The sequence below is a fragment of the Acinetobacter sp. Q85-2 genome, assembly GCF_013420555.1.
Classification (GTDB): Bacteria; Pseudomonadota; Gammaproteobacteria; order Pseudomonadales; family Moraxellaceae; genus Acinetobacter; species Acinetobacter indicus.
This window is the reverse complement of record NZ_VOXW01000018.1, coordinates 1-23,711: the sequence shown is the minus strand read 5'-3', so window position 1 is coordinate 23,711 and position 23,711 is coordinate 1. Positions and strand designations below refer to the sequence as shown.

Genomic DNA, 23,711 nt, shown 5'->3' with positions numbered 1-23,711 from the left:
CTGAATTATGGATATTGATTTAATTTTTAAAGCCTTAGCCAATCCGACGCGCCGACAAATCTTGCTCTGGTTAAAACATCCGGAACAGTTTTTGTCAGAAGAGCAGTGCGGCGGCTTTCAACGTGGCGTCTGTGCCGGCAATATCGAAAAACTCGGTAAGGTGTCGCAGTCAACCATGTCCAATCATTTATCTGTGTTACAGCAGGCCGGTTTAATTCAGGCTGAAAAACATGGTCAATGGTCCTATTTCTCCCGCAACGAAGCCCTGATTCAGCAATATATTGAATTTTTAGAAAGCTCACTCTAAGACAAAACAGCATCTGTTTGGTCGCGTGCAGCTACAGAGGCATCTATGGCAGAACTGAATACTCCCTTAACCCTGGGTCAACTCCAGTTAAAAAATCGTGTGGTGATGGCACCCTTAACCCGTAGTCGGGCTACGGATGATCGCGTTCCGACGGCATTAATGGCGGAATATTATGCCCAGCGTGCCAGCGCCGGTCTGATTATTTCTGAAGCCACAGTCATTTCTGAAGAAGCCAATGGCTATTTAAATACTCCGGGCCTGTTTAGCGATGCTCAGGTTGAAGGCTGGAAGCGGGTCACCCATGCAGTGCATGAGCGCGGAAGTTTAATTGTGGCGCAGTTATGGCATGTGGGCCGGGTGTCGCATCCCGATTTACTTCAAGGCGAAACGCCAGTGTCTGCCAGCGCTGTGCAACAGGCTGGTCATGTCAGCTTGCTGCGTCCAAAACGTCCTTATGTGCTGCCACGTCCGCTAGAAATTGCTGAAATTCACGCGATTACTGCGCAATATAAACAGGCGGCGATACGTGCCAAAGACGCCGGTTTTGACGGGGTAGAACTGCACGCGGCCAATGGCTATTTAATTGACCAGTTCCTGCAAAGCAAGACCAACCAGCGTGAAGATCAGTATGGCGGTTCAGTTGAAAACCGTGCCCGTTTCTTGCTGGAAGTGGTGGATGCCTTGATTGAGGTCTGGGGTGCCGGTCGTGTGGGTGTACACCTTGCACCGCGCGGTGATGAGCATGATATGGGCGATGATGATCCACGTGAAACATTTGGCTATGTGATGCAGGAATTGGGTAAACGTCAGATCGCGTTTTTCTTTACCCGTGAATATTTGGCAGAAGACAGTATTTCCGAGTATATGAAACAGCGTTCAGGTGGTGTTCCCTACATTGCCAATATGCGTTTAAGCCGTGCCGATGCGATTGCACTGCTGGCTTCAGGCAAAGCCGATGCCGTGTCTTTTGGTAAGGCTTATATTGCCAACCCGGATTTATATGAACGTCTGCTGGATGATGCACCGCTAAATGATTTGCAGCTAGAGACCATGATTGGGGTGCAGGGTGCAGCAGGCTATACCGATTATCCAACTCTGGCTGAAAGCGTGGTGAATGCCGACTAAAGCAGCCGCGTTGTTGCTTTGCTTTTTTATTTGGAGCCATATCCATTAACATGCGGATAGGGCTCTGTTATATTCTCAGGGCAAAAAATCAGTTTGAGGCATCTCTTTGGCTACTCCGTTTTGGTATAACGCAGCGTTATCTGTTCTAAAACCGTTGTATCGGTCGCGTATTAAAAAGCGGGCCGAGAGTGAAGCGCAGTATCAGCAGGAAATTGTAGAGCGTTTCGGGCCATTTCAGCCGCCGAAAAATCTGCAGGCGATCTGGTTTCATGTGGTCTCGGTGGGGGAAACCAACGCGGCCCAGCCTTTAATTGAACATTATTTAAAAGCCGGTCATCCGGTGCTGGTCACCAACACCACCAAAACCGGACAGGCACGGGCTAAATCTCTCTTTTTAAAAGCACCGTATGAGGCGCTGTTTCAGGCAGTGTATTTACCAGCTGACCAGAAACATCTGATTCGGGATTTTTATCAGAAATATCAGCCGAAATTATTGCTGTTGATGGAAACCGAGCTGTGGCCGAACCTGATTGATCAGGCCCAAAACTTCCATGTGCCATGCCTGTTGCTAAATGCACGGCTGTCTGAAAAATCGGCCAAAGGCTATGCCAAAGTCTCCGGCCTGACCCGGGCGATGTTGCAGGGTTTGACGCAGCTGTTGGTGCAAGATCAGGCCTCACATAGCCGCTTTGTGGCACTGGGTGCAGTTGCTGAACAGACCCAGGTGGTAGGCAGTGTTAAATTTGATATTAGTGCACCGCCGGCCTTTATTGAACAGGCCAACATGTTGCAGCAGGACTGGCAGCTGGCAGGTCGTAAAGTGATCACCCTGGCCAGCACCCATGCACCGGAAGAAAAAGACGTGCTGGCCGCGTTAAAACCAGCCCTGATGGCAGATCCGGCGCTGGTTTGTATTGTGGTACCGCGCCATCCGGAACGTTTTGATGAGGTCTTTCACGCGGCACAGGCTTTGGATTTGCGTACCCAACGCCGCAGTTTGGGACAAACTATTGAAGCGAATACCCAAGTCTATCTGGCCGATTCAATGGGCGAAATGTGGCTCTGGTACGGTCTGAGTCAGGCCTGTTATGTCGGCGGTTCTTTAAATGAACCGGGCGGTGGACACAATATTCTGGAGCCGATTGCGCTGCATGTGCCGACCATTCTGGGCAAGAATTATTTTAATTTTCAGACCATTGTTGATGAGTTTCTCGACGCTCAAGCGGTGGTGGTGGTAGAGAATGCTGAACAAGCGGCACAGACCATGCTGGAGATCTTATCGGATTCCTCCAAAGCACTGGCTTTAAATACCGCAGCACAAAAGATTATGCAGCAGAATCAGGGTTCACTGGCAAAGCATATTCAGGTGATTGATCAATATCTTTGATGATATTCTGATGGGTAAAGAAGCTGATTTTCATGGATTTACGAGATCAGATTTAAACCGGGCCTTCTCTTTATAGATTTAATACCAGGAGCTCTGCTTTCTTTTACTTTTGTTTTGGTAAAAGGATTTCTGCCTCGGACCATTGTGGATGACGTTTCCGCCTATCCAGTGATGGATTTGTTGAGTTATTTTTTTTATGAATATTGTCCTTCTTGATCCTCGCCAAACTGAATCTGAACTGTGGTCGATTAGTTCAACGCGGCAGTTAGCGCATTTGCAACAGCATCTGGATATTCAGGTTGGTGATACCCTGAAAGTTGGGATTCGTGAAGGCAAACGGTATCTCACGGAAATTATCGAAATTACAGACAAAACAGTTCGTCTAAAACCGTTAAAAGAAGAAGCTGTGCCAGCAAAATTGCCAGTGACGTTAATTGTGGCTTTACCACGTCCGAAAGTGCTGCGCCGTTTAATTATGGATGCAGTCACGGTCGGGGTGGAAAAAATTATCCTGATGCATAGCTATCGGGTCGATAAAAGCTACTGGCAGACGCCATTTTTACAGCAGCTGGAGCATTATATTGAACTGGGGCTGGAGCAGGCTGGCGATACCATTGCACCAAAAGTTGAACTGTACAAACGCTTTAAACCCTTTGTTGAGGATGTTTTACCGGGTCTGATTAGCGCCGATTGTCCTGCCTATGTAGCACATCCCTATGCAGAGATGCGCATGCCTGCCGCGATTCAGCATCCCTGTAGCATCGTGATTGGGCCGGAAGGCGGTTTTATTCCTTATGAGGTCGATCTTTTGATACATAACGGCTGCCAGGCGGTGAGTCTGGGCAACCGGATTATCCGCACGGAAACCGTGATTCCGTATGTGCTGGGACGATTATTTAGCCTCTGAGCTGTCTGCCACGGAAGGATCACCACGATAGACTTTCACTTCCTGCACCGGGTAAGGAATGGAAATGCCCTGTTCGGCAAAGCTTTGAATGACTTCTTCCTGAATTTTACTGATAGATGCCGCGCTATTGGTTTCGCTGGTATTAATCCACCATTGCACGCGTAAATTGACCGAGAAATTGGCCAGCGCATCGACATTAACGCTAAATTCCGGCTGGGTCAGAATGGTCGGGTCACGTTTCAGAATGCACATCACCAGATCTTTGGCTTTCTGAATGTCATCTTCATAGCCAATGCCGACCACAAATTCGCAGCGGCGGCGTGGAAAGGCAGTATTGACGGTAATGGCGCTGGTATAGACCGTGGCATTGGGAATCACAATGCGGCGACCATCGGCCGAGCGTAAAAAGGTGGCGCGAATCTGGATATCTTCGACCGTACCTTCCAGTCCATTCACCAGAATGCTGTCGCCAATCTTAAAGGGCTCGCCCAGTAAAATCAGCACGCCGGAAAGCAGGTTCTGGAAAATATCCTTAAAGGCAAAGCCAATGGCAACCGAACCAATCCCGAGGGCGCTCATCAGCTGGCCCGGGGTAAAGCCGGGAATGGCAATCACCAGACCAATCAAGAAACCGAAGAAGATAATCACCGAACTGCCAACCCGGTTCAGTACCAGCACCAGATTTTGCCGGGTATAACTGCGGTTGGATAAGGTTTTTTTCACAAAAAATTTAAACAGCTGGGCAATCAGCCAGAAAATCAGAATCACGCCAAGCGCGATCAGGAAATAGGGCACACGCTCCCAGAAGCCTTCCATGATTTTATCAATAGCAGAATAGGCATCATTGTATTTATGGGTATGTTCAATGACTTTCTGGGTGGTTTTTTCCGTGGCCTGTTGAATCAGCTCGGAAGTTTCTTGGGTGACTTCGCCCAGTTGGGTTTTTTCTTCGGCCACGAATCTGCCAGTCCTCAGCAATAAAATCGTATTTTGCCTGAAATCCGCCCGGATTTTAATAAATATTCTGCAAGCGCGCTGCCGATTTTTGCAAAGTACACTGCGGTTTTGGCTACAAGCGGGTGGTTTTTATAGATAAAGCTACCGCTTTTATACTGAAAAGTACGGCAAAGACATTGAATCTGCTGGTGTATCTGTGCTTAAAATTAAATCAATCGCTACGACCAAAGCATGATTGTGGTGGAGAAAAAATAAGCGTCATACTGCTGATATGCAGAAATAAAAAATCAAGAATGTGGCATACATCTCGTGATGAGATAAGAGAAGATCAAGGAAGTATAATATGAATGAGATCTATCCTGTACCCGAAGAATTTAAGAAAACTGCGCGTACCAACGAGGCAGAATATTTCGAACGTTATCAGCAATCCATTGAACAACCCGACGAGTTCTGGGCCGAGCAGGCCAAGCGTCTGGACTGGATTAAACCGTTTACCCAGGTCAAAAATACCAATTTTGATCCGGACAATTTCAAGATTGAATGGTTTGCCGATGGCCAGCTCAATGTCAGTGCCAACTGTCTGGACCGGCATTTAAAAGAACATCCTTATAAACCGGCAATTATCTGGGAAGGCGACCACCCTTCACGGCATAAAATTATTTCCTACCGTGAGCTGTACGATGAAACCTGCCGCTTTGCCAATGTGCTGAAAAAAAATGGCGTCACCAAAGGCGACCGCGTAGTGCTGTATATGCCAATGGTGTCCGAGGCTGCCATTGCCATGCTGGCCTGTGCCCGGATTGGCGCGGTGCATTGTGTGGTGTTTGGTGGATTCTCTCCAGATTCGCTGGCCAGCCGGATTGAAGACAGCCAGGCCAAACTGGTGATTACCGCAGATTCGGCCATGCGCGGCGGCAAGCCGATTTATTTAAAGGCCAATGTCGATCAGGCCCTTACTGTGGCCGGTACCGAGTCGGTGCAAAACGTGATTGTGGTCCACCGGACCGGTAACCCGATTGAAATGAAAGCCGGGCGTGACCTGTGGTATCACATGGAAATCATGACGGTCAATGAAATTTGCCCGCCTGAGCCAATGAATGCCGAAGACCCGTTATTTATTTTATATACTTCCGGCTCGACCGGTAAGCCGAAAGGGGTGCTGCACACCACCGGCGGTTATCTGACTTATGTCAACAGTACCTTCCGTGAAGTTTTTGATATTAAACAGGATGATGTGTTCTGGTGTACCGCCGATGTCGGCTGGGTGACCGGGCACTCCTATGTAATTTACGGGCCATTATCGAATGGCACCACCACAGTGATGTTTGAAGGGGTGCCGCAATATCCGACCTGGGCGCGCACCGGGCATTTGATTGATAAACACAACGTCACGATTTTATATACCGCACCCACTGCGATTCGCGCCATGATGCGTGAAGGCGACAGCTTTGTACGGGAAAGTGACCGCAGCAGTCTACGTCTGCTTGGTTCGGTTGGTGAACCGATTAACCCGGAAGCCTGGAACTGGTACTACACCGTGGTTGGTGAAAGCCGCTGCCCAATTGTGGATACCTGGTGGCAAACCGAAACCGGCGGGATTCTGATGTCGCCGCTGCCGGGCGCAACGCCACTGAAACCGGGCTCGGCCACGCGTCCGCTGTTTGGGGTACAACCGGCCCTGGTCGATGCTGAAGGTAATGAGCTGGAAGGTGAAGCCGAAGGTAACCTGATTATCAAGGATTCCTGGCCAGGGCAAATGCGCACCATCTGGGGTGATCCAGCACGCTTTATTGAAGCCTATTTTGCCACCTATCCGGGCAGTTACTTTACCGGAGATGGCGCGCGCCGCGATAAAGATGGCTATTACTGGATTACCGGCCGGGTCGATGATGTCCTGAATATTTCCGGACACCGCCTAGGCACGGCTGAAATTGAAAGTGCGCTGGTGGCACATGATGCGGTGGCCGAAGCCGCGGTGGTGGGCATGCCGCATGATATTAAAGGTCAGGGCATTTGTACCTTTGTTACCTTGCAAGCCGGCGTGACAGAAAGTGATGAGCTGCGTACCGAACTGGTCAACTGGGTCCGGAAAAATCTGGGACCGGTGGCCACTCCAGATGCGCTGCATTGGGCACCGGCCTTACCAAAAACCCGTTCCGGTAAAATCATGCGCCGGATCTTGAGAAAAATTGCCGCCAATGAGCTGGATAGTCTGGGCGATACCTCAACCCTGGCAGAACCACAAGTAGTAGATCAGCTGATTGCCACGGTGCAAGCCAGCCGTTAAAAATAAATATTAAGATACCGCCTCTCGTAGGCGGTATTTTTATACTGAAAACCGTGTAGCATAGATAGACCAGAAGCGAGCACAACAGCCCGCTCCATCCACAGTATTACGATTGATCAAGGATATGATTTTTAGATGAACCCGACTACGGCCACTGTTTTAGACCCGCTGGAAATTGCCCGGCAACTGGCCCGCCAGTTTGCCCAGACCGCCGCTGAACGTGACCGGCAGGGCGGTAATCCCAAAGCAGAGCGTGATCTGATTCGCCGTAGCGGTTTGCTGAGTTTATCAATTCCGACAGAATATGGCGGGCAGGGTGCCGCCTGGTCGACTATATTTAAAACGGTCCAGATTTTGGCACAAGCGGACAGCTCCTTGGCGCATGTCTATGCATTTCATCATTTACTGATTGCCACCGTGCAGCTGTTCGCCCAGCCCGCACAATATCAGCACTGGTTGCAACAGACAGTTCAGCAGCAGCTGTTTTGGGGCAATGCCCTGAATCCGCTGGATCGGCGTACCACGGTCACACCGGTCGCAGATTCTGAATATCTGTTTCAGGGCGATAAAAGCTTCTGCTCCGGTTCGGTCGATTCAGACCTGTTGCTCTGTTCCGGTTATGATGCGACCGGCAGGCTTTTGATTGCGGTGATTCCGAGTACCCGGAGTGGTGTCCATTTTCTGGGTGACTGGCACAATATGGGACAGCGCCAGACCGATAGCGGCACGACCCATTTTGAACAGGTGCGTGTTCATCAACATGAATTGCTGCTGAATCCCGGACCGCTAAGTACGCCTTATGCCAGTTTGCGGCCGCTAATTGCACAACTGATTTTTGTGCATCTGTTTTTGGGTGTGGCCGAAGAGGCATTTGAAACAGCGATTCAGAGCGTGCAAGGTCAAAAAGCCTGGTCCAAATCTCGGGTCGAGCAGGCGGTGGATGACCCGTTTATTCAACGGCATTGCGCCGAGTTTTATCTGCAGCTAGAAAGTGTCCGGCTTTTGGCAGATAAAGCCGTGCAGAGTGTGCAGCAGGCTTGGCGCATCGGACCGGAACTCACGGCTGAACAGCGCGGTGAAGTAGCGGTGGCCATTGCTACGGCCAAAATTGCCTCGACCAATACCTCTTTATATATTACCGAGCACATGTTTCAGGTAATGGGCGCACGGGCCACCACCGCCCAGCTGAATCTGGATCGTTTCTGGCGCAATGTGCGTACCCAGACCCTGCATGATCCGGTGGATTATAAATATCAGGAACTGGGCGAATGGGTGCTGACTGGCAAAGTGCCAGATCCCAGTTTTTATTCTTAAGACTTAAACCGCTTCATTCTCATTTCAGTGAGTCAGAGCTTAAAATGAAAAAATCCCTCAAGCCGAGTCTTGAGGGAAAAATAAGGGGCCTGTTGTTGTGTTTATTTGATCCGGCATTGCAGCGATGTTTCGCTGCAAGCTTGCGGACCCAGGCTGCTGCAAGCCTAAATCCGCAGGATCAATGGCCAAGACTACACTCGGAAGAAGGGGATGCCAGCGGGTCAGCAGATTAAGCCACTTGCGGTTTGACCTTGTTCTGATGCAGACGCGATTCTGCTGCATCCAGACTAGGTACTGCAGCAGAAGGTAGTACTTCATCCTGCTCAATCTGTTTATTAATGCCCAGGTTCTGGTTGGCCTGCTGGGTTTTACTTTTCACCACTTCGGCGCGCTGGCCTTTGGCCGGTGCCCATTCCAGAATGGGCAGGGCGCGTGCCACAGCCAACGTAATCCGGTCACGCAGGGCCTCGCTATGGATGGTGTATTCCAGGGTAAAGTCACGGTCTGTGGCATAGACACCAATAGGCAAGGTTTGCGCCTGGAAAAAGCTGAATAACGGACGCAGCTGATGCTCCAGTACCAAGGCATGGCGGTCACTACCCCCCGATGCCGCCAGTAATACCGGTACATCTACCAGCGCAGTCTGTTCGACAAAATCAAAGAAATGTTTGAATAGACCGGTAAAGGAGGCGCGATATACCGGTGTACCGACAATTAATGCATCCGCTGCTTCAACGGCAGCCAGATCATCCTGCACGCGCTGTGGTAACTGCTTGCGGTAAATGGCACCGCCCAGCAAAGGGGCAATTTCACTGAATTTAATAAAATGCACCTGAATCGGGGTGGCTTCGCCCAGTTCATCAATAATGGCTTGCACCAAAGCTTCGGTTTTAGACGGATGATTTAAGCCGCCCGATACTGCGACAATATTGAGCGGTTTGGTTGAATTGAAAACAGACATAGGCTTACCTGAATTGTGGTTGATCTCGGAATGTCTGTTATTAATCAATAGTTGAATTACCCTGTAAAATAAGCAAATACAGAAAAGTTATCTGTTTTTCAGATAACTTTAAAATGAGCAATTAATAACTAAATTTAATGAAATAAATAATTGAAATTTATACTTATATGCGACTCAGATAAGCATCTGAATCAGGCTGATAAATGTTATATCAAAATCAGATTTCCTATCTCAGATTTAAGAAAATGTAAGAAAATATGAATAATCGGACAAAAAATCTCGTTTAAGCCAAAAATAGTTCACTCTTGCATATCCTTAACCGCATTTGTATGGGTAGAATAGGAGCCATTGTGCACAAGATCTCTCACGTCACTTATGAATATTTTAATCGTTGATGATCATCCGCTGTTTCGTCATGCTTTAATTCAGGCTGTACGCTATAGCTTACCGCAAGCTCAAATTCATGAAACTGCTGCAGTCAATGAATTCTATGAACGTTTAGAAAAAGGACCTGAACCTGATCTTGTTCTCCTCGATTTAAACTTGCCAGGCGCTTCGGGTTTCTCGGCGCTGGTGCATGTGCGTGCACAATATCCTTCAATTCCGATTATTGTGGTGTCGGCACATGAAGAAGTGTCGATTATCCAGCGTGCCATTGCGCATGGTGCCATGGGCTATATTCCAAAATCTGCCCATCCAAGCCATATTGGCGAAGCGATTCGTCAGGTGCTGGAAGGGGAAATCTGGTTACCGCCAAACCTGCCGGCCAATGTCAATTTTGACCCGCGTGCTGCCGATGAAACTGCACTGGCAGAGCGGATTCAGTCCTTAACGCCGCAGCAGTTCCGTGTGTTGATGATGGTGGCTGAAGGCTTGCTGAATAAACAGATTGCCTATGAACTGGATGTTTCTGAAGCGACCATTAAGGCACACGTGACGGCGATTTTCCGTAAACTGGGCGTACAAAACCGTACCCAGGCGGTATTGGCGATAAATGCGCTGAATATTGAAGAAAAGAAAATCTAAATATTGAAAAATATATAAAAAGGACATCAAATGATGTCCTTTTTGTTTTGCAGATCGGCTAAGGCTTAAGCCAGACAATCCTGTTTCGGTGTGGCATCGGTACAGAACAGCGGATTCAAAGCGCATTGCAATTCATCAATCTGTTCCTGAGTCACATAGTCCTGAGATTTTAAGTAGTCGGCAATACGGTTATCGCGCAGGCTTAAAAATGCCGGATCATAGACGCCTAAATCGACAAATAGCGCGGCAGTTTCCAGACTGTTAAAACGGTCCAAATAGACATCATTGCCATACATCAGGAAGATATGATCTTCATGGGAATGAATATCTACACCTAAACGCTGTGCCAGTTCATGCGGCGGGGTTTTGATAAACAGTAAATCGGACAGTTCATCAAACTGGCTGGTATCGAGTTCGGTTTTATCGGTTTTGACTTTGCCGAGCCAGGCTTTAAATACCAGGACCGCACCACCGCGCAGCAGCATGCTCCAGATCTGGTGACGGGTGGTGGCACCAAGACAGTCACATTCAGTTTCCAGCGAACGCAGCAGTTTCTGTTCCTGTTCAGACAGTTTTTCAAACAGGCCCAGTCCTTGTGGTTTATAGGCTGCCGGACTAAATACATCAAAATGCAGTTCATCAAAGACCTGTAAGGCCAGCGGTACAGCGGTTTGATAAATGGTATTCAGGGCTTCAATATGCGCATGTTCTAATTTGCTGTGCTGAAACAGGGTTTTCCAGTCGATGGCCGGCAACAGGGCATTGGCGCCATACTGACGGTGAAACTGTTGGTTCTGCTCATGACCTTGCTGTACTGCGCTTGAAAGACTCATCAAAAAACTCCTCTAGGCTGGATGATGATCAGCTCCGGACAGGACGTTCAGGGGCTCATCTCCAGACTAAACACTGATCTTTTCTTTTTAATGTCTTTTTTATGCGCGTATTGCTACATATCAGATATACGACTAAAGTCTAATGTGTATTTTTTAATCAAAAAATAATTTTAAAAATCATAAGATTAAAATTTTGTAACCAGGTATACAGCTGTACACTGAGATTTTTGGTAGCCTTTGCCATAGTAAATAATTCAATGGAATTTTCTGCCAATGGCTGTCAGGCAGATAGCGCCTGTTTTGAGCAGTTTTGCCTAGCGGGCTGCAATAAATCGCCATTTTCAGGCCCAAAATACAAAACCTCTTTGTTACCGAAGCCGCAAAGAGGTTTCAAAATATGTCAGCCTAAGCTGAAATTTTCAGACCGGATAACCAGGCTCGCAAGGAGGCCGGTTTCAGCGGTTTTTTCAGCAACACGATATTCAGCTCTTTTAGACGCTGCGGTAATTCCGGATCCGAATCGGCGGTAATTAATGCCACTGGTACATTTTCCTGACGGTTGGCCAGAATAAAGTCCAGACCGACTTTATTGTTATTTAAATGCTGATCGACCAGCCAGACCTGAATATTTTCCTGCTGGATAATCTCCAGGGCCTGTTCCGGTTCGGTGGCTTTAAAGACCTGATAGCCCCATTTGCCCAATAAGGTCGCCATGCCTTCTAAAATGGTTTCATCATTATCCAGACACAGAATTTTATAGGCCTTGGTTTTCAGCGGTACGGCCTGAACCGGTGCAGCCACGGCTTTAGGTGCATCCACCACCGGTACTTCAATCATGAAGCAGGAGCCCTGTCCGAGAGTGGAATAGACATAGACCGGATAATCCAGCAGGCTGGTCATACGCTGCACAATGGCCAGACCGAGGCCCAGACCCTGTTCACCCCACGGCGAGGTATGGCCGCAACGTTCAAATTCCTGGAACAGTTTAATGCGCTGTTCTTCGGCAATGCCGGGACCGGTATCCCAGACCCCGATGCGGATATGCTGCGGACGCTGTGCAGAACGTAATACCCCGACCACGACTTTGCCTTTGGCGGTATAACGCAGTGCATTGCTGACAAAGTTTTGGATAATCCGGCGAATCCATTGCGGATCGGTGTCAATCCAGAACTGGGCATCATGCACGGCAAACTGGATGCCACGCTGTGCAGCAATGGATTTAAATTGCAGTTCCAGATCACTGAGCAGGTCATGCAGTGGATAAGGCTGACGTTTTGGCTGAATAGTGCCGCCTTCTAAACGGGCAATATCCAGCAGTGCAGACAGCATGCTTTCAGCCCCATGCAGCGCACGATCCAGCTGCTGCAAGGTTTTACGGTCATCATCTGACTGGATGCTTTGCTCCAGCGCGGTACTGAACAGACGGGCTGCGTGCATCGGCTGTAATAGGTCATGACTGGCCGCGGCAATAAAGCGGCTCTTGGACATATTGGCTTTATCGGCCTGTTCGCGCGCCAGCTGCTGTTCGGCCAGGGCATCGGCCAATTGCTGGGTACGGTCTTGTACACGTGCTTCAAGGACCGCTTCATTTTCACGGAAGGCGGTAATATCGGCAAAGGTGGTCACGAAGCCACCGCCTTCAATCGGATTACCGCGCATTTGAATCACGCGGCCATCTTTACGGATACGTTCAAACTCATGCGCACTGCCGACTTTCATCCAGTGAATCCGTTTACGCACGTGTTCTTCCACCGAGCCCGGGCCACATTCGCCGCGCTCGGCGTTATAGCGGATCAGGTCGGCAATTGGACAGCCGACATAGACAATATCTTTTGGATAATCAAACAGTTTCAGATATTGATTGTTCCAGGCCACCAGACACATGTTTTCATCGACCACGCTCACCCCCTGGGTCATGTGGTCGATCATGGTCATGATCAGATTCTGGTTAAAGCGCTGCCATTGGGAGGCCTGGTCAAGAATATTGGCGACCTGACCCAGTGCCAGACCATTGTTGACCATCGCCGTGGTGAGCAGGGTTCGCGCCGATGCCGCGCCAATGGTGCCGGCCAGGTACTGTTCGGTAAAACGCCACCACATGCCGTTGGCATTGCTGTTTTCATTCAGCACCACATTATTCTGTTCACTGAACTGCCGGAAGGCCTGCATGGTTGGCTCATCGCCGGTAATGCGTTTGGCCAGCGTAATCAGGTCACCGACTTTTAAACGCGCCACATCCTGATGCGAATAGCTGACTTCATTGCTGGTGGTGTGCGATGGCAGCGGCTTGGTTTCATAGTAGAAGAAACTTTCAGCCTGAATCTGTTCAGCCACACTCGGGCGGAATATGCGCGATACCCAGACATACAGCAATAGGTTCAGACCAAGTGACCAGACCACACCATGTGTCAGCGGCGCAAATGATTCAAAACCTAACAGCGCTTCCGGACGTAAGCCATTAATGCCAAATGGACCGACGGTTAAATAGTACTGGGTAATCGCTGAGAACTGCTCTGGCAGACTGCGTAAAACTGTTGGCCAGAGCAGGGTATAGGCCCACATGATAAAACCGACAATCAGGCCGGCATAAACACCCTGTTTACTGCCGCCGCGCCAGTACAGCCCGCCAATCAGGGCCGGGGAGAACTGCGCTACCGCACTAAAGGCCAGTAAACCGAAGACCGAAAGCTGGTCAATATCATTAAAGAAATGGAAGAACAGGAAGCCGAGCAGCATCACCGCCAGAATACAGATGCGGCGGGTGAATTTCAGCACCAGTGGCAACCGTTTGTCATGACGCGAAATCAGGCCCGAGCGCCACAGCGCCGGCATGATCAGGTCATTACTGAGCATGATCGACAGCGCCACCGAAGATACCAGCAACATCCCGGTTGAAGCCGAAAAACCACCCAGGAAGGCCAGTAAGGTCAGCCATTCCTGATTATAGCTGAGCGGTAAGGACAGCACCGCGACATCCGGAATCATCAGATATTGCGGCGCGGCATGTAAGGCCCAGCTGGCAATTGGAATAATCGCGATGGTGGTTAAAATCAGATAAACGGCAAACCAGCGCCGTGCCCCGCGAATATGTTTTTCATCGCGTAATTCGACCACCGCCACGTGGAACTGGCGTGGCAAGCAGATAATCGCCAGTGCGGCCAGCAGGGTTTGCACCCAGAAAGTTTCCGGTACGCCCAACAGCTGCACTTCATGGAAGGTCTGGGCCACATCATTGCTGATCTGCTTCAGGTTATCGGCCGATTCAAAGACAAAGAAACCGGCCACACAGAGCAGGGCAAACAGCTTGACGAAAGATTCAAACGCCACCGCCAGCATTAAACCGCCGTGCTGTTCGGTGTTGGCAATTTGCCGGGTGCCAAACAGCATCGCCAGAATTGCCAGCAGCGCGGTTAAAAACAGTACACCATTGGTGGTACTTTCGACATGGGTGGTCTGATCCAGAATTACGGCAGCACTTAAGGCAATTGCGCGTAACTGCAGGGCCAGATAGGGAATAATCGCAATCACCGCCAGAATGGTCACCAGCGAGGCCAGGGCACCACTTTTGCCATATCGCGCTGCCACGAAGTCGGCAATCGAGGAAATGGCATGATGCTGCCGGACCCGTCCCAAACGGCGCCAGATGTCATAGCCAACCGCCACGAACAACAGCGGCCCTAAATAGATCGGCAGGAAGATGATGCCTTCGCGTACCGCTGCACCAGTGGCCCCGTAAAAGGTCCAGGATGAACAGTAGACGCCCAAGGTCAGACTGAACAGCAGCATACGACCGCGCGTACTGAGGCGGCTCGCATGTTTTTCACCAAAAAATGCACAAATAAAAAGTAATGCAATATAAAGGGCTAACACCCCGATAATCAGCCAGCTGTTCATAATACCCGCGGTGTATTTATCTCGCGTTATAATACTCTATTCGTGAACGCATCAGTTTGAATTGCTCAAAATTTAACGACCAAAGTCTAAATTACAAGCACCCTACAAACTTGTTAGTTTTCATCATGAATATAATTCGAATTAAAAATTACGCCTAAGGCTGGGCGTTTCAAGGAGTAAAACTATGGATGAGGCTCAAGTAGATCGAATTCTACACAATCCAAAATTCAAAGAAATGGTTGCAAAAAAGCGTAATCTTAGCTGGACGCTTACCGCAATCATGTTAATCGTTTATGTCGGCTTCATGTTGTTAGTTGGCTATAACAAAGAGTTTCTATTATCTTCCATTTCTGGTGGCGTGACGACCTGGGGTATTCCACTGGGTCTGGGCATCATCGTGTTATCTTTCATTTTGTGTGCAGTGTATTCCTATATTGCGAATAACAAGCTGGATCAACTGAATGAAGAAGCAATGCGTGAAGTAGAAGCAATTGCACAACAAAAAGGACAAGACTAAGATGAAATGGACTTCATTGAAGGCGCAAGCTGCTGCAGCTTCTGCGTTGATGATGTCAGGTATGGCTTTCGCCGCACCTGATCTGGGCGCAGCAGAACAACAAGCCACCAACTGGCCTGCAATTATCATGTTCCTGATCTTTGTGGGTGCGACCCTGTTCATTACCAAATGGGCGGCGAAACAAACCACCAATACCAAAGACTTCTATACTGCCGGTGGTGGTATTTCAGGTTTCCAAAACGGTCTGGCCATTGCCGGTGACTATATGTCGGCTGCGTCTTTCCTGGGTATTTCCGCCATGGTGTTTATGTCAGGCTTCGACGGCTTGCTGTATTCACTGGGCTTCATGGTGGGCTGGCCAATCGTATTGTTCCTGATTGCAGAACGTTTACGTAACCTGGGTAAATACAACCTGTCTGACGTAGTTTCCTTCCGTTTATCAGAAAAACCGGTACGTACCCTGGCGGCATTCAGCTCGCTAGTCGTCGTGGCGTTCTATCTGATTGCACAGATGGTGGGTGCAGGTCAGCTGATCAAACTGCTGTTCGGTCTGAACTATAACATCGCAGTTGTGCTGGTTGGTTTATTGATGATGGCTTACGTTATGTTCGGCGGCATGCTGGCAACGACCTGGGTACAGATCATTAAAGCGGTACTGTTACTGTCTGGTGCAACCTTCATGGCTTTCATGGTAATGAAAGGCGTGGGCTTCAGCTTCACCAATATGTTTGAACAATCAATTCAGGTGTTCTCGAAGGTACATGACCTGAGCCTGGCTGATGCAGCCAATATCATGGGTCCAGGTAGCCTGGCATCTAACCCGATTGATGCGATCTCACTGGGTCTGGCATTAATGTTCGGTACTGCAGGTCTGCCACACATCCTGATGCGTTTCTTCACGGTAAAAGATGCCAAAGAAGCACGTAAATCTGTTGTGGTTGCAACCGGCTTTATTGGTTACTTCTACCTGTTAACCTTCATCATTGGTTTCGGTGCGATCCTGTATGTGGCCAACAACCCGCAATTCCTGGATGTCGCGAAAATGGCAGTCACTGGCAAACTTGAGCTGGTGGGTGGTAACAACATGGCAGCGGTACACCTGTCTGATGCAGTCGGTGGCGACCTGTTCATGGGCTTCATTTCAGCGGTTGCATTCGCCACAATTCTTGCGGTGGTTGCCGGTCTGACCCTGTCAGGTGCTTCAGCAATCTCTCACGACTTGTATGCCAACGTATTCAAGAAAGGCCAAACTACACCTGAATCTGAACTTCGCATGTCTAAAATCGCAACTTTAGGTTTAGCGATCTTCGCGATGATTCTGGGTATTCTGTTCGAGAAACAAAACGTTGCCTTCATGGTGGGTCTGGCATTCTCGGTAGCGGCATGTGCGAACTTCCCGGTACTGGTTCTGTCGATGTTCTGGAAAGGTTTAACTACACGTGGTGCAGTGATTGGTGGTGTTGCTGGTCTGGTGTCTGCTGTCGTGCTGATCGTATTGTCGAAAGCAGTTTGGGTCGATACGCTGGCAATTTCTGATACACCAGTGGTGCCATTTAACGGTCCTGCAATCTTCGCAATGCCATTGTCATTCTTCTGCTGCTGGTTGTTCTCGATTACCGATAACTCTGCACAAGCACAAGCGGAACGTAAAGCATTCGATGCACAGTTTGTCCGCTCACAAACCGGTATTGGTATCTCAGGTGCATCTGATCACTAAGATGAGCAGGTATGCCTAGAAAAAGCCCCGCAAGGGGCTTTTTTATGGCTGCGGTTTTTGCTTGCTGGCCCAGTAGGCCTGTAGTTTGCGATATAGCGCTGATTCTTTTTCAAACCAGGTGGCTTTGGCATTCAGTAACAGCTTGGCGACCAGGTAGGCACCCGTGACCTGACCGACCACCGGTAGACCCAACAGCAGACCAATAAAGGCAATTTTACTGACCTTGATGCCAGATACTTTGGCCGCCATCCATTTAAATTCTGACCAGCTGATTTCCTGCTGCTGATAGCGCCGGAACAGTTCATAAATCGCCAGTGAAACACTGGCCACGGAGATGGCCGGAAAGTAGTCCCAGAAATGTTCATCATTCGGGTCTTTGGCGGTGACAATTACATCAATCGCATCTTCCACGCTCTGGGTCAGCTCTTTGGGGCTGAGACCAGAACTTTCCAGACCCAACTGTGCCGCGATTTCTTCAGTGGCAAGCAACATTTCTTCAGGAGGGGCAGCAATCCAGTCTTTGCCGGTGCCAGTACCTTCGATGGCTTTTAGTTGCAGTTGCCAGCTTTCGCCGCTGTGCTGATCGGCCAGAAGCACATCAAAATCGGTATGGTCGTGCTGGTTCAGATACGCGGCATACAGACTGTCGCCATCTTCATGGTCCAGCCGTACAAACTCCATATCATGCAACATGCCTTTAACCGTCGATACCAGCCCGACAATCTGCTGCTCATCAAAACCCTGTAAATAAGCCTGAATATCTTCCAGAGGGGCGTTTGCCAGTTCAGCATGACTGCGTCTTAATGCGGCCAGTACCGCCTGATCCGCTTCAGTCAGTTGCGGCCTGTGTTCGTTCCAGGCCAGTTTGGCCAATACGGTGGTGATGGCCAGCGCATCAAAATTTTTACGGAGATAGTGAATCGGAGAGGACGATCGGGTCATGGCTTAATCCTCTGGCTGTTGCAGCTGCTCTGCCTGAGCCTGTCCCTGCTTTTTACCTTGCTGGAACGCCTGTTTCCATACCGCTTTAATGCGTTCCTCACTGAGCTTTTCATTGCGGGCTTTATGAGAAAAATACAAATCGGCCACTTTCATAATCGCAAAAGTCAGGCCGTAGACCAGCGGAATGGTCAGCAGGCCGCCAAAGCCAAAGGTCACGGTTTTCCAGACCCCCAGTGCAATCTGCTGCGCGGCGATGCCCAAACCCACCAGCCCGATCAGTTCCTTGACCCAGTCCAGTGCTTCATTGTCGGTCAGTTTAATGCCGTGAATGGCGGCAATCCGGCTGGCAAAGTAGCCTTGTAAAGGCGTCAGAATCAGAATATCGGCAAAAGGCAGGGGCTGAATGGCGACACCGGCACAGGTGGCACAGGCCAGATGGGTGATTTTGGCAATCTTTTTATCCTGAGAAAGATCATCCCGGAATTCAATCTGGGTGATTTCTTGACGTACTTTTTCTGTAATTTTCATACAAAGGAGTGATCTGTCTGCGCTTTTAAGCATGCTATGGTAATCAGAACAAAAAAGAAAGTGATGTCCGCATTACACCAAGATACCCAGGATGTGCCCATGCAAGCATTCATTGATTTATGGAAAGGATTCCGGCTGTTGCCTTCGGCCTGGCTGCTGTTAATGCAGTTTTTTATTCTCGTATTGTCGCTGCTCAGTCATCATACCACCTATCGCATGCTGATCTGGATGCTGGGCGTGGTGGTATTGCTGTTAATTGCCAAAGTCATTCGTCAGACCCCGATGTTTACTTTTTTAGGGCTGAGCTTTGTCACGGGCGCCTTGTTCTTTTCTCTGCTGATTGTGCTGGGGGTTAACAACCCGACCGTGCTGGTGATTAGTCATGCCTTTGAAGCCGCGGCCTATTTAAGTGCGGCCTATGGTTTGCTGCGTTATATGTTTGAAGACCGTTATCTAACCCGCGATGAACTGTTTGCCGCCGGCGCGGTATTCACCTTAATTGCCTGGGCGTTTGCCTTTGTTTATAACATTTGCCAGATTCTGGATCCTTCCAGTTTTTATCATCCGACCCAGCCGGATTTGCAAAGCTGGCTGGATCTGCTGTTTCTGAGTTTCAGTCTGCAGTCTGCCACCGGGCTGTCTGACCTGATGCCGATTGGTCCGGCAGTACGGGTGATTGCCATGCTGCAAATGTTTTGCGGGGTGATGTATCTGGCCTTAATTGTTTCCCGGCTGATTGCCCTGCAATACATTCGTCATTTGCCCAGAAATAAAGATTAATCATCGGCTTGGGCTATTGTGTTACAGCAGTTCAATAGTGTTTTGGTTGTAATCGGACTAAGCTGTGCGCGAGTTTAAGCTCACGACACTCATCTTTTGTTCACCTTTGCGGTGAATGCTGCCCGGACCTAAAGCGTCTGTCTATCATCTTTAAAAATAAAATGGGGGAGTTATGCCTTCCGAAAAATTGCCCTGGTGGGGCAATATCAATCCGAATGTATTTATCAGTACGGTCGCGGTTATTGCGATTTTTCTGGCGGTGGTGCTGCTGGCGCCCAATAGTTTTGAACTGCTGACCCAGCGCATGAACCAGTGGATTACCGATTCTTTTAGCTGGTTCTATGTGCTGTCGGTGGCGGTGTTTCTGATTCTGCTGATTTATATTGCACTGTCCGATATGGGCAAAATCAAGCTCGGTCCGGACCATAGCCAGCCGGAATATCATCAGGGTTCCTGGTTTGCGATGCTGTTTACCGCCGGCATGGGCATTGGCCTGATGTTCTTTGGCGTGGCTGAACCGGTGATGCACTATGTGTCGCCACCGGTCGGTGAGCCGGCCACCATCCAGGCAGCGCAGCAGGCGATGCGTATTTCTTTTTTCCACTGGGGCATTCATGCCTGGGCCATTTATGCGCTGGTCGGGCTGGCGCTGGCTTATTTTGCTTACCGGCACAATCTACCACTAAAAGTCCGTTCGGCCTTGTATCCGCTGATTGGCTCAAAAATTTACGGCCCGCTCGGAGATGGGATTGATACCTTTGCCACGCTCGGCACTGTCTTCGGGATTGCCACCACTTTAGGTTTTGGTGTGACCCAGATCAATTCCGGCTTAAATTATTTATTCGGGATTGAGCAAAGCGCCAGTACCCAGATGATCCTGATTATTGTGGTCAGCAGCATGGCGTCTTTATCGGTGTTTTTTGGTCTGGACAAAGGTATTAAACGGCTGTCAGAGCTGAATCTGGTGCTGGCGGTGGTGCTGCTGTTATTTGTATTTATAACGGGGCCGAGTATCTATTTACTACAAACCACCATTCAGAATATTGGTCAGTATGCCTCGAATCTGTTTCATATGACCTTCAATTTATATGCCTATCAACCGAGTGGCTGGATTGGGGGCTGGACCATCATGTACTGGGCCTGGTGGATCTCTTGGTCGCCATTTGTGGGACTGTTTATTGCCCGGGTATCCAAAGGACGCAGTATCCGTGAATTTATTGTGGGGGTGATGCTGATTCCGACCGGTTTTACCCTGGTCTGGATGGGTTTTATGGGCAATGCTGCGCTGTATAGCATTTTACATGAGGCGAACCTGCAACTGATGACCGCAGTACAGCAGGACTCCTCGGTGGCCCTGTTTGAGTTTTTAAGTAATCTGCCTTTTGCCTCCATCATGAGTCTGCTGGCGACCCTGCTGGTGATGCTGTTTTTTGTTACTTCGGCAGATTCAGGTGCGCTGGTCACAGATTTTCTCACTGCAAAAACGGAACATTCTCCGGTCTGGCAACGGCTGTTCTGGACCGTATTGATGGCGGTGCTGGCGATTATCCTGCTATTGGCCGGTGGCCTGAGTGCGCTCCAGTCGGCCACCATTATGAGTGCCTTGCCATTTACCCTCATTCTGCTGCTGATGTGCTGGGGCCTGCTCAAAGCCCTACGGCTAGATGTCACCAAAATGAACGCCTTGCAGGAAGCTCGGATTACGCCGCGTGCCATTCATAATCCACGCAGCTGGCAACAGCGTCTGGGGCTGATCATGCATTATCCGCATAGCCAGGCCGAGGTAGAACAGTATATTCAGATTCAGGTACAGCAGGCTTTTGAGAATATTCAGAAGGAGTTCCTGAAGCGGCATCTGACTGTGTCGATTGATTCGCTGGAAGATGGCCTGCGTTTAAAGGTCGATCATCAGCATGAGATTAACTTTATTTATCAGGTGGTGTCCCGTGAAACTGTGCCGCCGAGCTTTATGCCAGAAGTTACGGCCGATGCACCATTTTATCAGGCCGAGGTATTTTTAAGAGAGGGCGGGCAGAACTACGATGTAATGGACTGGACCCAGGAAGATTTACTACAGGATATTCTGGATCAATATGAACGGCATTTATATTTCCTGAGTATTGTACGTAGTCCGGAATAATCATTTCTTTCAAACAAAAAAAGACGCTCATAGAGCGTCTTTTTTACATCAGTTTCTAAATCAGATTAGAAACGGAATTTAGCATTTAAGCCAACAGTTTGAGTATCTACTGCTGCATTTTCAGCGTTAGCATTTACATAGCTTGCGCCAACTGCAACTGCTGGAGTGATGAAGTAGTTTACGTTTGCACCCCAAGCTGAATCAATTAGGAAATCATCACCGCTAGTTTCAGCATAAGAAGCACCTACGCTAAGAGCAGGCGTTAAGTAAAGATCAGTTTTCAGGTTGTACGCTGTGCTTTCACCGTAAACAAGGCCAGTTTCAAAACCGATTGCCATGTTTGTACCATCAATTGCACCCACGTATTTAGTACGTGCAGTAATAGCATCTTGATCTTCATTGATTGTTAATGCTTCACCAACGGCTTTAACTGCACCATTTGCAAGTGTACCGAAGGCATCAACAGCCATTGTGTCAGCAATGCTGGTATAACCTACAGCAACCAGAAAGTTTGGTGCTAGCAATGCACCCACTTCTAATGCATAGCGGTCGCCATTGTCATCAGCAGTAAATTCATTTTTGCCATCGTTGTGCGTGTGGCTATAAGAAGCGCTTGCATAGGCTGGAACGAATTTTGTCGGAATGTAAGCTTCAGCTTTAGCACCGTAAACATGAGATTCTACATCTGAACGACCACCTTCACGTGGCGCATCGTATTGACCATATTGGTAAGCTAAAGAAAAGTTAGATGCTTGGTTTAAAAATGCAGCTTCAGCTAAAGGCCCTTTAGTTGAATCAACATTTTTGAAGTAGTAAGTACCTTGAACTGCACCAGTAAAGTTTTGATCGTTTTCAGTTGTATCTAGGAATTCTGATTGACCTTGAACTTCAAATTGGTACGCTTGAGCACCGGTCATGGCTAATAATAAAGCTGTGGCTAAACCGAGTTTTTTCATGATAGTTACCAGTTTTGTTAAAAATGGATTAAACAATAGGCATTGTATTGTAACAATTTATTAAGTCAATGAAGACAAAGGAGATTATTTAGTTGAGTAATTGCTCTAAAATGCGTATAGGCGAAAAAGTAGTCAATTGGTAAATCTGTTGTCAACCTAAAAAGTGTATAAAGAACAAGCGGCTAAATCTCATTTGCGAAAGAAAAGTGTTTGCTGCCTCACTTTTCTTGATAGTTAATATGAATTGATTCAATATAAATTATCTATAAAAACAATCTAATAAAAATGTGAAAAGCAGCGCATAAAGCTTAAAAAATGAAACTTAAGACCAGGATTATGTAGCTGAAATTGATAACGCTTTACTTTTTTTCTACGTTTTCTGGTTTTTATAGGTCTAAATTCGCTGACTATTAATCCTGGTTAAACTAAAAGCAGACTATTTTAATAGGCTTTACAAAAAGTGTGATAAGTATCATAATCGCTAGATAAAGTTATACCGTTTGGTCGGCTTTATCGAAATTGTGATTTCGGTCATGATTTTTCTTGATGCAGGACTAGAGGTTAGAGGAACTGCACTGAGATTCTCCACAAAGTTTTACTTTTTATATGCCCAGCTTTCCCCAAGGCTGGGTTTTTTTTTATGCCTGAATCCTGTAGTCAGGATTAAAAACCGCTTAAGTATAAATTTATTGTGCACTATGTTGGTGCAATATTTCTTGAATTAAAAAGCGCTATTGAATATATGACCATAAAAAAATCCCGGTTTTCAACGAAAACCGGGATTTTTTAGCCAAAATTTGCGGGAAAATTTAAAATTCTGCTGAGGAATATCTAAAGTCGCCCCAATGCGGGGCATTATGCACTTATTTGATGCAACTGTAAAATGTTTTCTTTAATTTTTTATACAATTTTTAAAACCTTGTTTTTGTTATATAAATCATTGACTTATATTTAATTTTCAAGAGAATGCAATCTCGGTTGCCCTTCAAAAAAAATAGAAACTTACCATTGCTGTCCCACAATTTTTCACAAGAGGAAGCTCATTTGAGCTTCCTCTTGTTTTATGGGTATTTTATCGGGTGAAAATAAAGCTTTTAAAGTTCTTCTTTCAAACAAATTCACTTGAATTATTC

The 23,711-nt window shown here is 48.1% G+C and carries 18 protein-coding genes; 11 read left to right on the top strand and 7 right to left on the bottom strand.

All coding sequences use genetic code 11. The features are described 5' to 3' along the window. The first annotated feature begins 7 nt into the window (after nt 1-7). The 4 genes from FTT68_RS10530 (at nt 8) to FTT68_RS10515 (ending at nt 3,726) form a co-directional block, all read left to right on the top strand. Nucleotides 8-307, top strand: coding sequence for a helix-turn-helix transcriptional regulator (locus FTT68_RS10530; protein WP_104489264.1), 300 nt, complete (start codon nt 8-10; stop codon nt 305-307). A gap of 45 nt (nt 308-352) precedes the next feature. Then, nucleotides 353-1,432 (top strand): alkene reductase, encoded by a 1,080-nt coding sequence (locus tag FTT68_RS10525; RefSeq protein WP_180057125.1) that lies wholly within the window; start codon nt 353-355, stop codon nt 1,430-1,432. A gap of 106 nt (nt 1,433-1,538) precedes the next feature. Next, the gene (locus tag FTT68_RS10520) at nt 1,539-2,819 is read left to right on the top strand and encodes a 3-deoxy-D-manno-octulosonic acid transferase (RefSeq protein WP_180057123.1); all 1,281 of its coding nucleotides are present in this window, start codon (nt 1,539-1,541) and stop codon (nt 2,817-2,819) included. Nucleotides 2,820-3,015: 196 nt separating this feature from the next. Further along, nucleotides 3,016-3,726 (top strand): 16S rRNA (uracil(1498)-N(3))-methyltransferase, encoded by a 711-nt coding sequence (locus tag FTT68_RS10515; RefSeq protein WP_005180773.1) that lies wholly within the window; start codon nt 3,016-3,018, stop codon nt 3,724-3,726. Here FTT68_RS10515 and FTT68_RS10510 read toward each other — a convergent pair. Then, nucleotides 3,712-4,683, bottom strand: a complete 972-nt coding sequence (locus FTT68_RS10510; protein WP_075167295.1) for a mechanosensitive ion channel family protein — start codon at nt 4,681-4,683, stop codon at nt 3,712-3,714. The two genes, FTT68_RS10515 and FTT68_RS10510, sit on opposite strands and share 15 nt — an antisense overlap. Before the next feature lie 343 nt (nt 4,684-5,026). Between FTT68_RS10510 and acs the strand changes: the two genes are divergently transcribed. Both acs and FTT68_RS10500 read left to right on the top strand, forming a co-directional pair. After that, nucleotides 5,027-6,970, top strand: coding sequence for an acetate--CoA ligase (gene acs, locus FTT68_RS10505; RefSeq protein WP_104483887.1), 1,944 nt, complete (start codon nt 5,027-5,029; stop codon nt 6,968-6,970). A gap of 135 nt (nt 6,971-7,105) precedes the next feature. After that, entirely contained in the window at nt 7,106-8,284 is a 1,179-nt protein-coding gene (locus FTT68_RS10500) for an acyl-CoA dehydrogenase family protein (protein WP_180057120.1), read from the top strand. Nucleotides 8,285-8,513: 229 nt separating this feature from the next. Here the strand turns inward: FTT68_RS10500 and msuE are convergent, their stop codons facing one another. After that, a complete protein-coding gene (gene msuE / locus FTT68_RS10495; protein ID WP_005180758.1) occupies nt 8,514-9,245 on the bottom strand; it encodes an FMN reductase in 732 nt (243 codons plus the stop codon). A gap of 375 nt (nt 9,246-9,620) precedes the next feature. On the opposite strand from msuE, the gene FTT68_RS10490 reads away from it, so the two are divergent. Then, nucleotides 9,621-10,271: a response regulator transcription factor gene (locus FTT68_RS10490; protein WP_005180757.1), complete on the top strand. Its 651-nt coding sequence runs from the start codon at nt 9,621-9,623 to the stop codon at nt 10,269-10,271. Between the two features lie 65 nt (nt 10,272-10,336). Here the strand turns inward: FTT68_RS10490 and FTT68_RS10485 are convergent, their stop codons facing one another. Together FTT68_RS10485 and FTT68_RS10480 are read right to left on the bottom strand one after the other, a co-directional pair. Next, complete coding sequence (locus FTT68_RS10485) at nt 10,337-11,104, bottom strand: hypothetical protein (protein WP_160240867.1); 768 nt, start codon at nt 11,102-11,104, stop codon at nt 10,337-10,339. A 405-nt stretch (nt 11,105-11,509) separates the two neighbouring features. Next, the gene (locus tag FTT68_RS10480; protein ID WP_005180746.1) at nt 11,510-14,998 is read right to left on the bottom strand and encodes a PAS domain-containing hybrid sensor histidine kinase/response regulator; all 3,489 of its coding nucleotides are present in this window, start codon (nt 14,996-14,998) and stop codon (nt 11,510-11,512) included. 184 nt (nt 14,999-15,182) lie between these two features. Between FTT68_RS10480 and FTT68_RS10475 the strand changes: the two genes are divergently transcribed. Both FTT68_RS10475 and FTT68_RS10470 read left to right on the top strand, forming a co-directional pair. After that, a complete protein-coding gene (locus tag FTT68_RS10475) occupies nt 15,183-15,515 on the top strand; it encodes a DUF485 domain-containing protein (protein ID WP_005180745.1) in 333 nt (110 codons plus the stop codon). 1 nt (nt 15,516) lies between these two features. Continuing rightward, a complete protein-coding gene (locus FTT68_RS10470; protein WP_075167300.1) occupies nt 15,517-17,232 on the top strand; it encodes a cation acetate symporter in 1,716 nt (571 codons plus the stop codon). Nucleotides 17,233-17,274: 42 nt separating this feature from the next. Here the strand turns inward: FTT68_RS10470 and FTT68_RS10465 are convergent, their stop codons facing one another. Beyond that, nucleotides 17,275-18,174: a hypothetical protein gene (locus FTT68_RS10465; RefSeq protein WP_180057118.1), complete on the bottom strand. Its 900-nt coding sequence runs from the start codon at nt 18,172-18,174 to the stop codon at nt 17,275-17,277. A gap of 3 nt (nt 18,175-18,177) precedes the next feature. Continuing rightward, nucleotides 18,178-18,702: a DUF697 domain-containing protein gene (locus FTT68_RS10460; protein ID WP_005180740.1), complete on the bottom strand. Its 525-nt coding sequence runs from the start codon at nt 18,700-18,702 to the stop codon at nt 18,178-18,180. Between the two features lie 99 nt (nt 18,703-18,801). On the opposite strand from FTT68_RS10460, the gene FTT68_RS10455 reads away from it, so the two are divergent. Next, a complete protein-coding gene (locus FTT68_RS10455) occupies nt 18,802-19,482 on the top strand; it encodes an ion channel (RefSeq protein WP_180057116.1) in 681 nt (226 codons plus the stop codon). A 172-nt stretch (nt 19,483-19,654) separates the two neighbouring features. Next, a complete protein-coding gene (locus FTT68_RS10450; RefSeq protein WP_180006643.1) occupies nt 19,655-21,622 on the top strand; it encodes a choline BCCT transporter BetT in 1,968 nt (655 codons plus the stop codon). A 65-nt stretch (nt 21,623-21,687) separates the two neighbouring features. On the opposite strand, the gene omp33-36 is transcribed toward FTT68_RS10450, so the two are convergent. Next, a complete protein-coding gene (gene omp33-36, locus FTT68_RS10445; RefSeq protein WP_266097194.1) occupies nt 21,688-22,581 on the bottom strand; it encodes a porin Omp33-36 in 894 nt (297 codons plus the stop codon). Nucleotides 22,582-23,711 lie beyond the last annotated feature (1,130 nt).

Excerpts from the sequence above, each read along its gene's own strand:
- FTT68_RS10475 (WP_005180745.1), top strand. The coding sequence starts at position 15,183 with ATGGATGAGGCTCAAGTAGATCGAATTCTACACAATCCAAAATTCAAA.
- acs (WP_104483887.1), top strand. The coding sequence starts at position 5,027 with ATGAATGAGATCTATCCTGTACCCGAAGAATTTAAGAAAACTGCGCGT.
- FTT68_RS10460 (WP_005180740.1), bottom strand. The coding sequence starts at position 18,702 with ATGAAAATTACAGAAAAAGTACGTCAAGAAATCACCCAGATTGAATTC.
- FTT68_RS10470 (WP_075167300.1), top strand. The coding sequence starts at position 15,517 with ATGAAATGGACTTCATTGAAGGCGCAAGCTGCTGCAGCTTCTGCGTTG.
- FTT68_RS10450 (WP_180006643.1), top strand. The coding sequence starts at position 19,655 with ATGCCTTCCGAAAAATTGCCCTGGTGGGGCAATATCAATCCGAATGTA.
- FTT68_RS10480 (WP_005180746.1), bottom strand. The coding sequence starts at position 14,998 with ATGAACAGCTGGCTGATTATCGGGGTGTTAGCCCTTTATATTGCATTA.
- FTT68_RS10530 (WP_104489264.1), top strand. The coding sequence starts at position 8 with ATGGATATTGATTTAATTTTTAAAGCCTTAGCCAATCCGACGCGCCGA.
- FTT68_RS10455 (WP_180057116.1), top strand. The coding sequence starts at position 18,802 with ATGCAAGCATTCATTGATTTATGGAAAGGATTCCGGCTGTTGCCTTCG.
- FTT68_RS10515 (WP_005180773.1), top strand. The coding sequence starts at position 3,016 with ATGAATATTGTCCTTCTTGATCCTCGCCAAACTGAATCTGAACTGTGG.
- FTT68_RS10525 (WP_180057125.1), top strand. The coding sequence starts at position 353 with ATGGCAGAACTGAATACTCCCTTAACCCTGGGTCAACTCCAGTTAAAA.
- msuE (WP_005180758.1), bottom strand. The coding sequence starts at position 9,245 with ATGTCTGTTTTCAATTCAACCAAACCGCTCAATATTGTCGCAGTATCG.
- FTT68_RS10465 (WP_180057118.1), bottom strand. The coding sequence starts at position 18,174 with ATGACCCGATCGTCCTCTCCGATTCACTATCTCCGTAAAAATTTTGAT.
- FTT68_RS10485 (WP_160240867.1), bottom strand. The coding sequence starts at position 11,104 with ATGAGTCTTTCAAGCGCAGTACAGCAAGGTCATGAGCAGAACCAACAG.
- FTT68_RS10500 (WP_180057120.1), top strand. The coding sequence starts at position 7,106 with ATGAACCCGACTACGGCCACTGTTTTAGACCCGCTGGAAATTGCCCGG.
- FTT68_RS10490 (WP_005180757.1), top strand. The coding sequence starts at position 9,621 with ATGAATATTTTAATCGTTGATGATCATCCGCTGTTTCGTCATGCTTTA.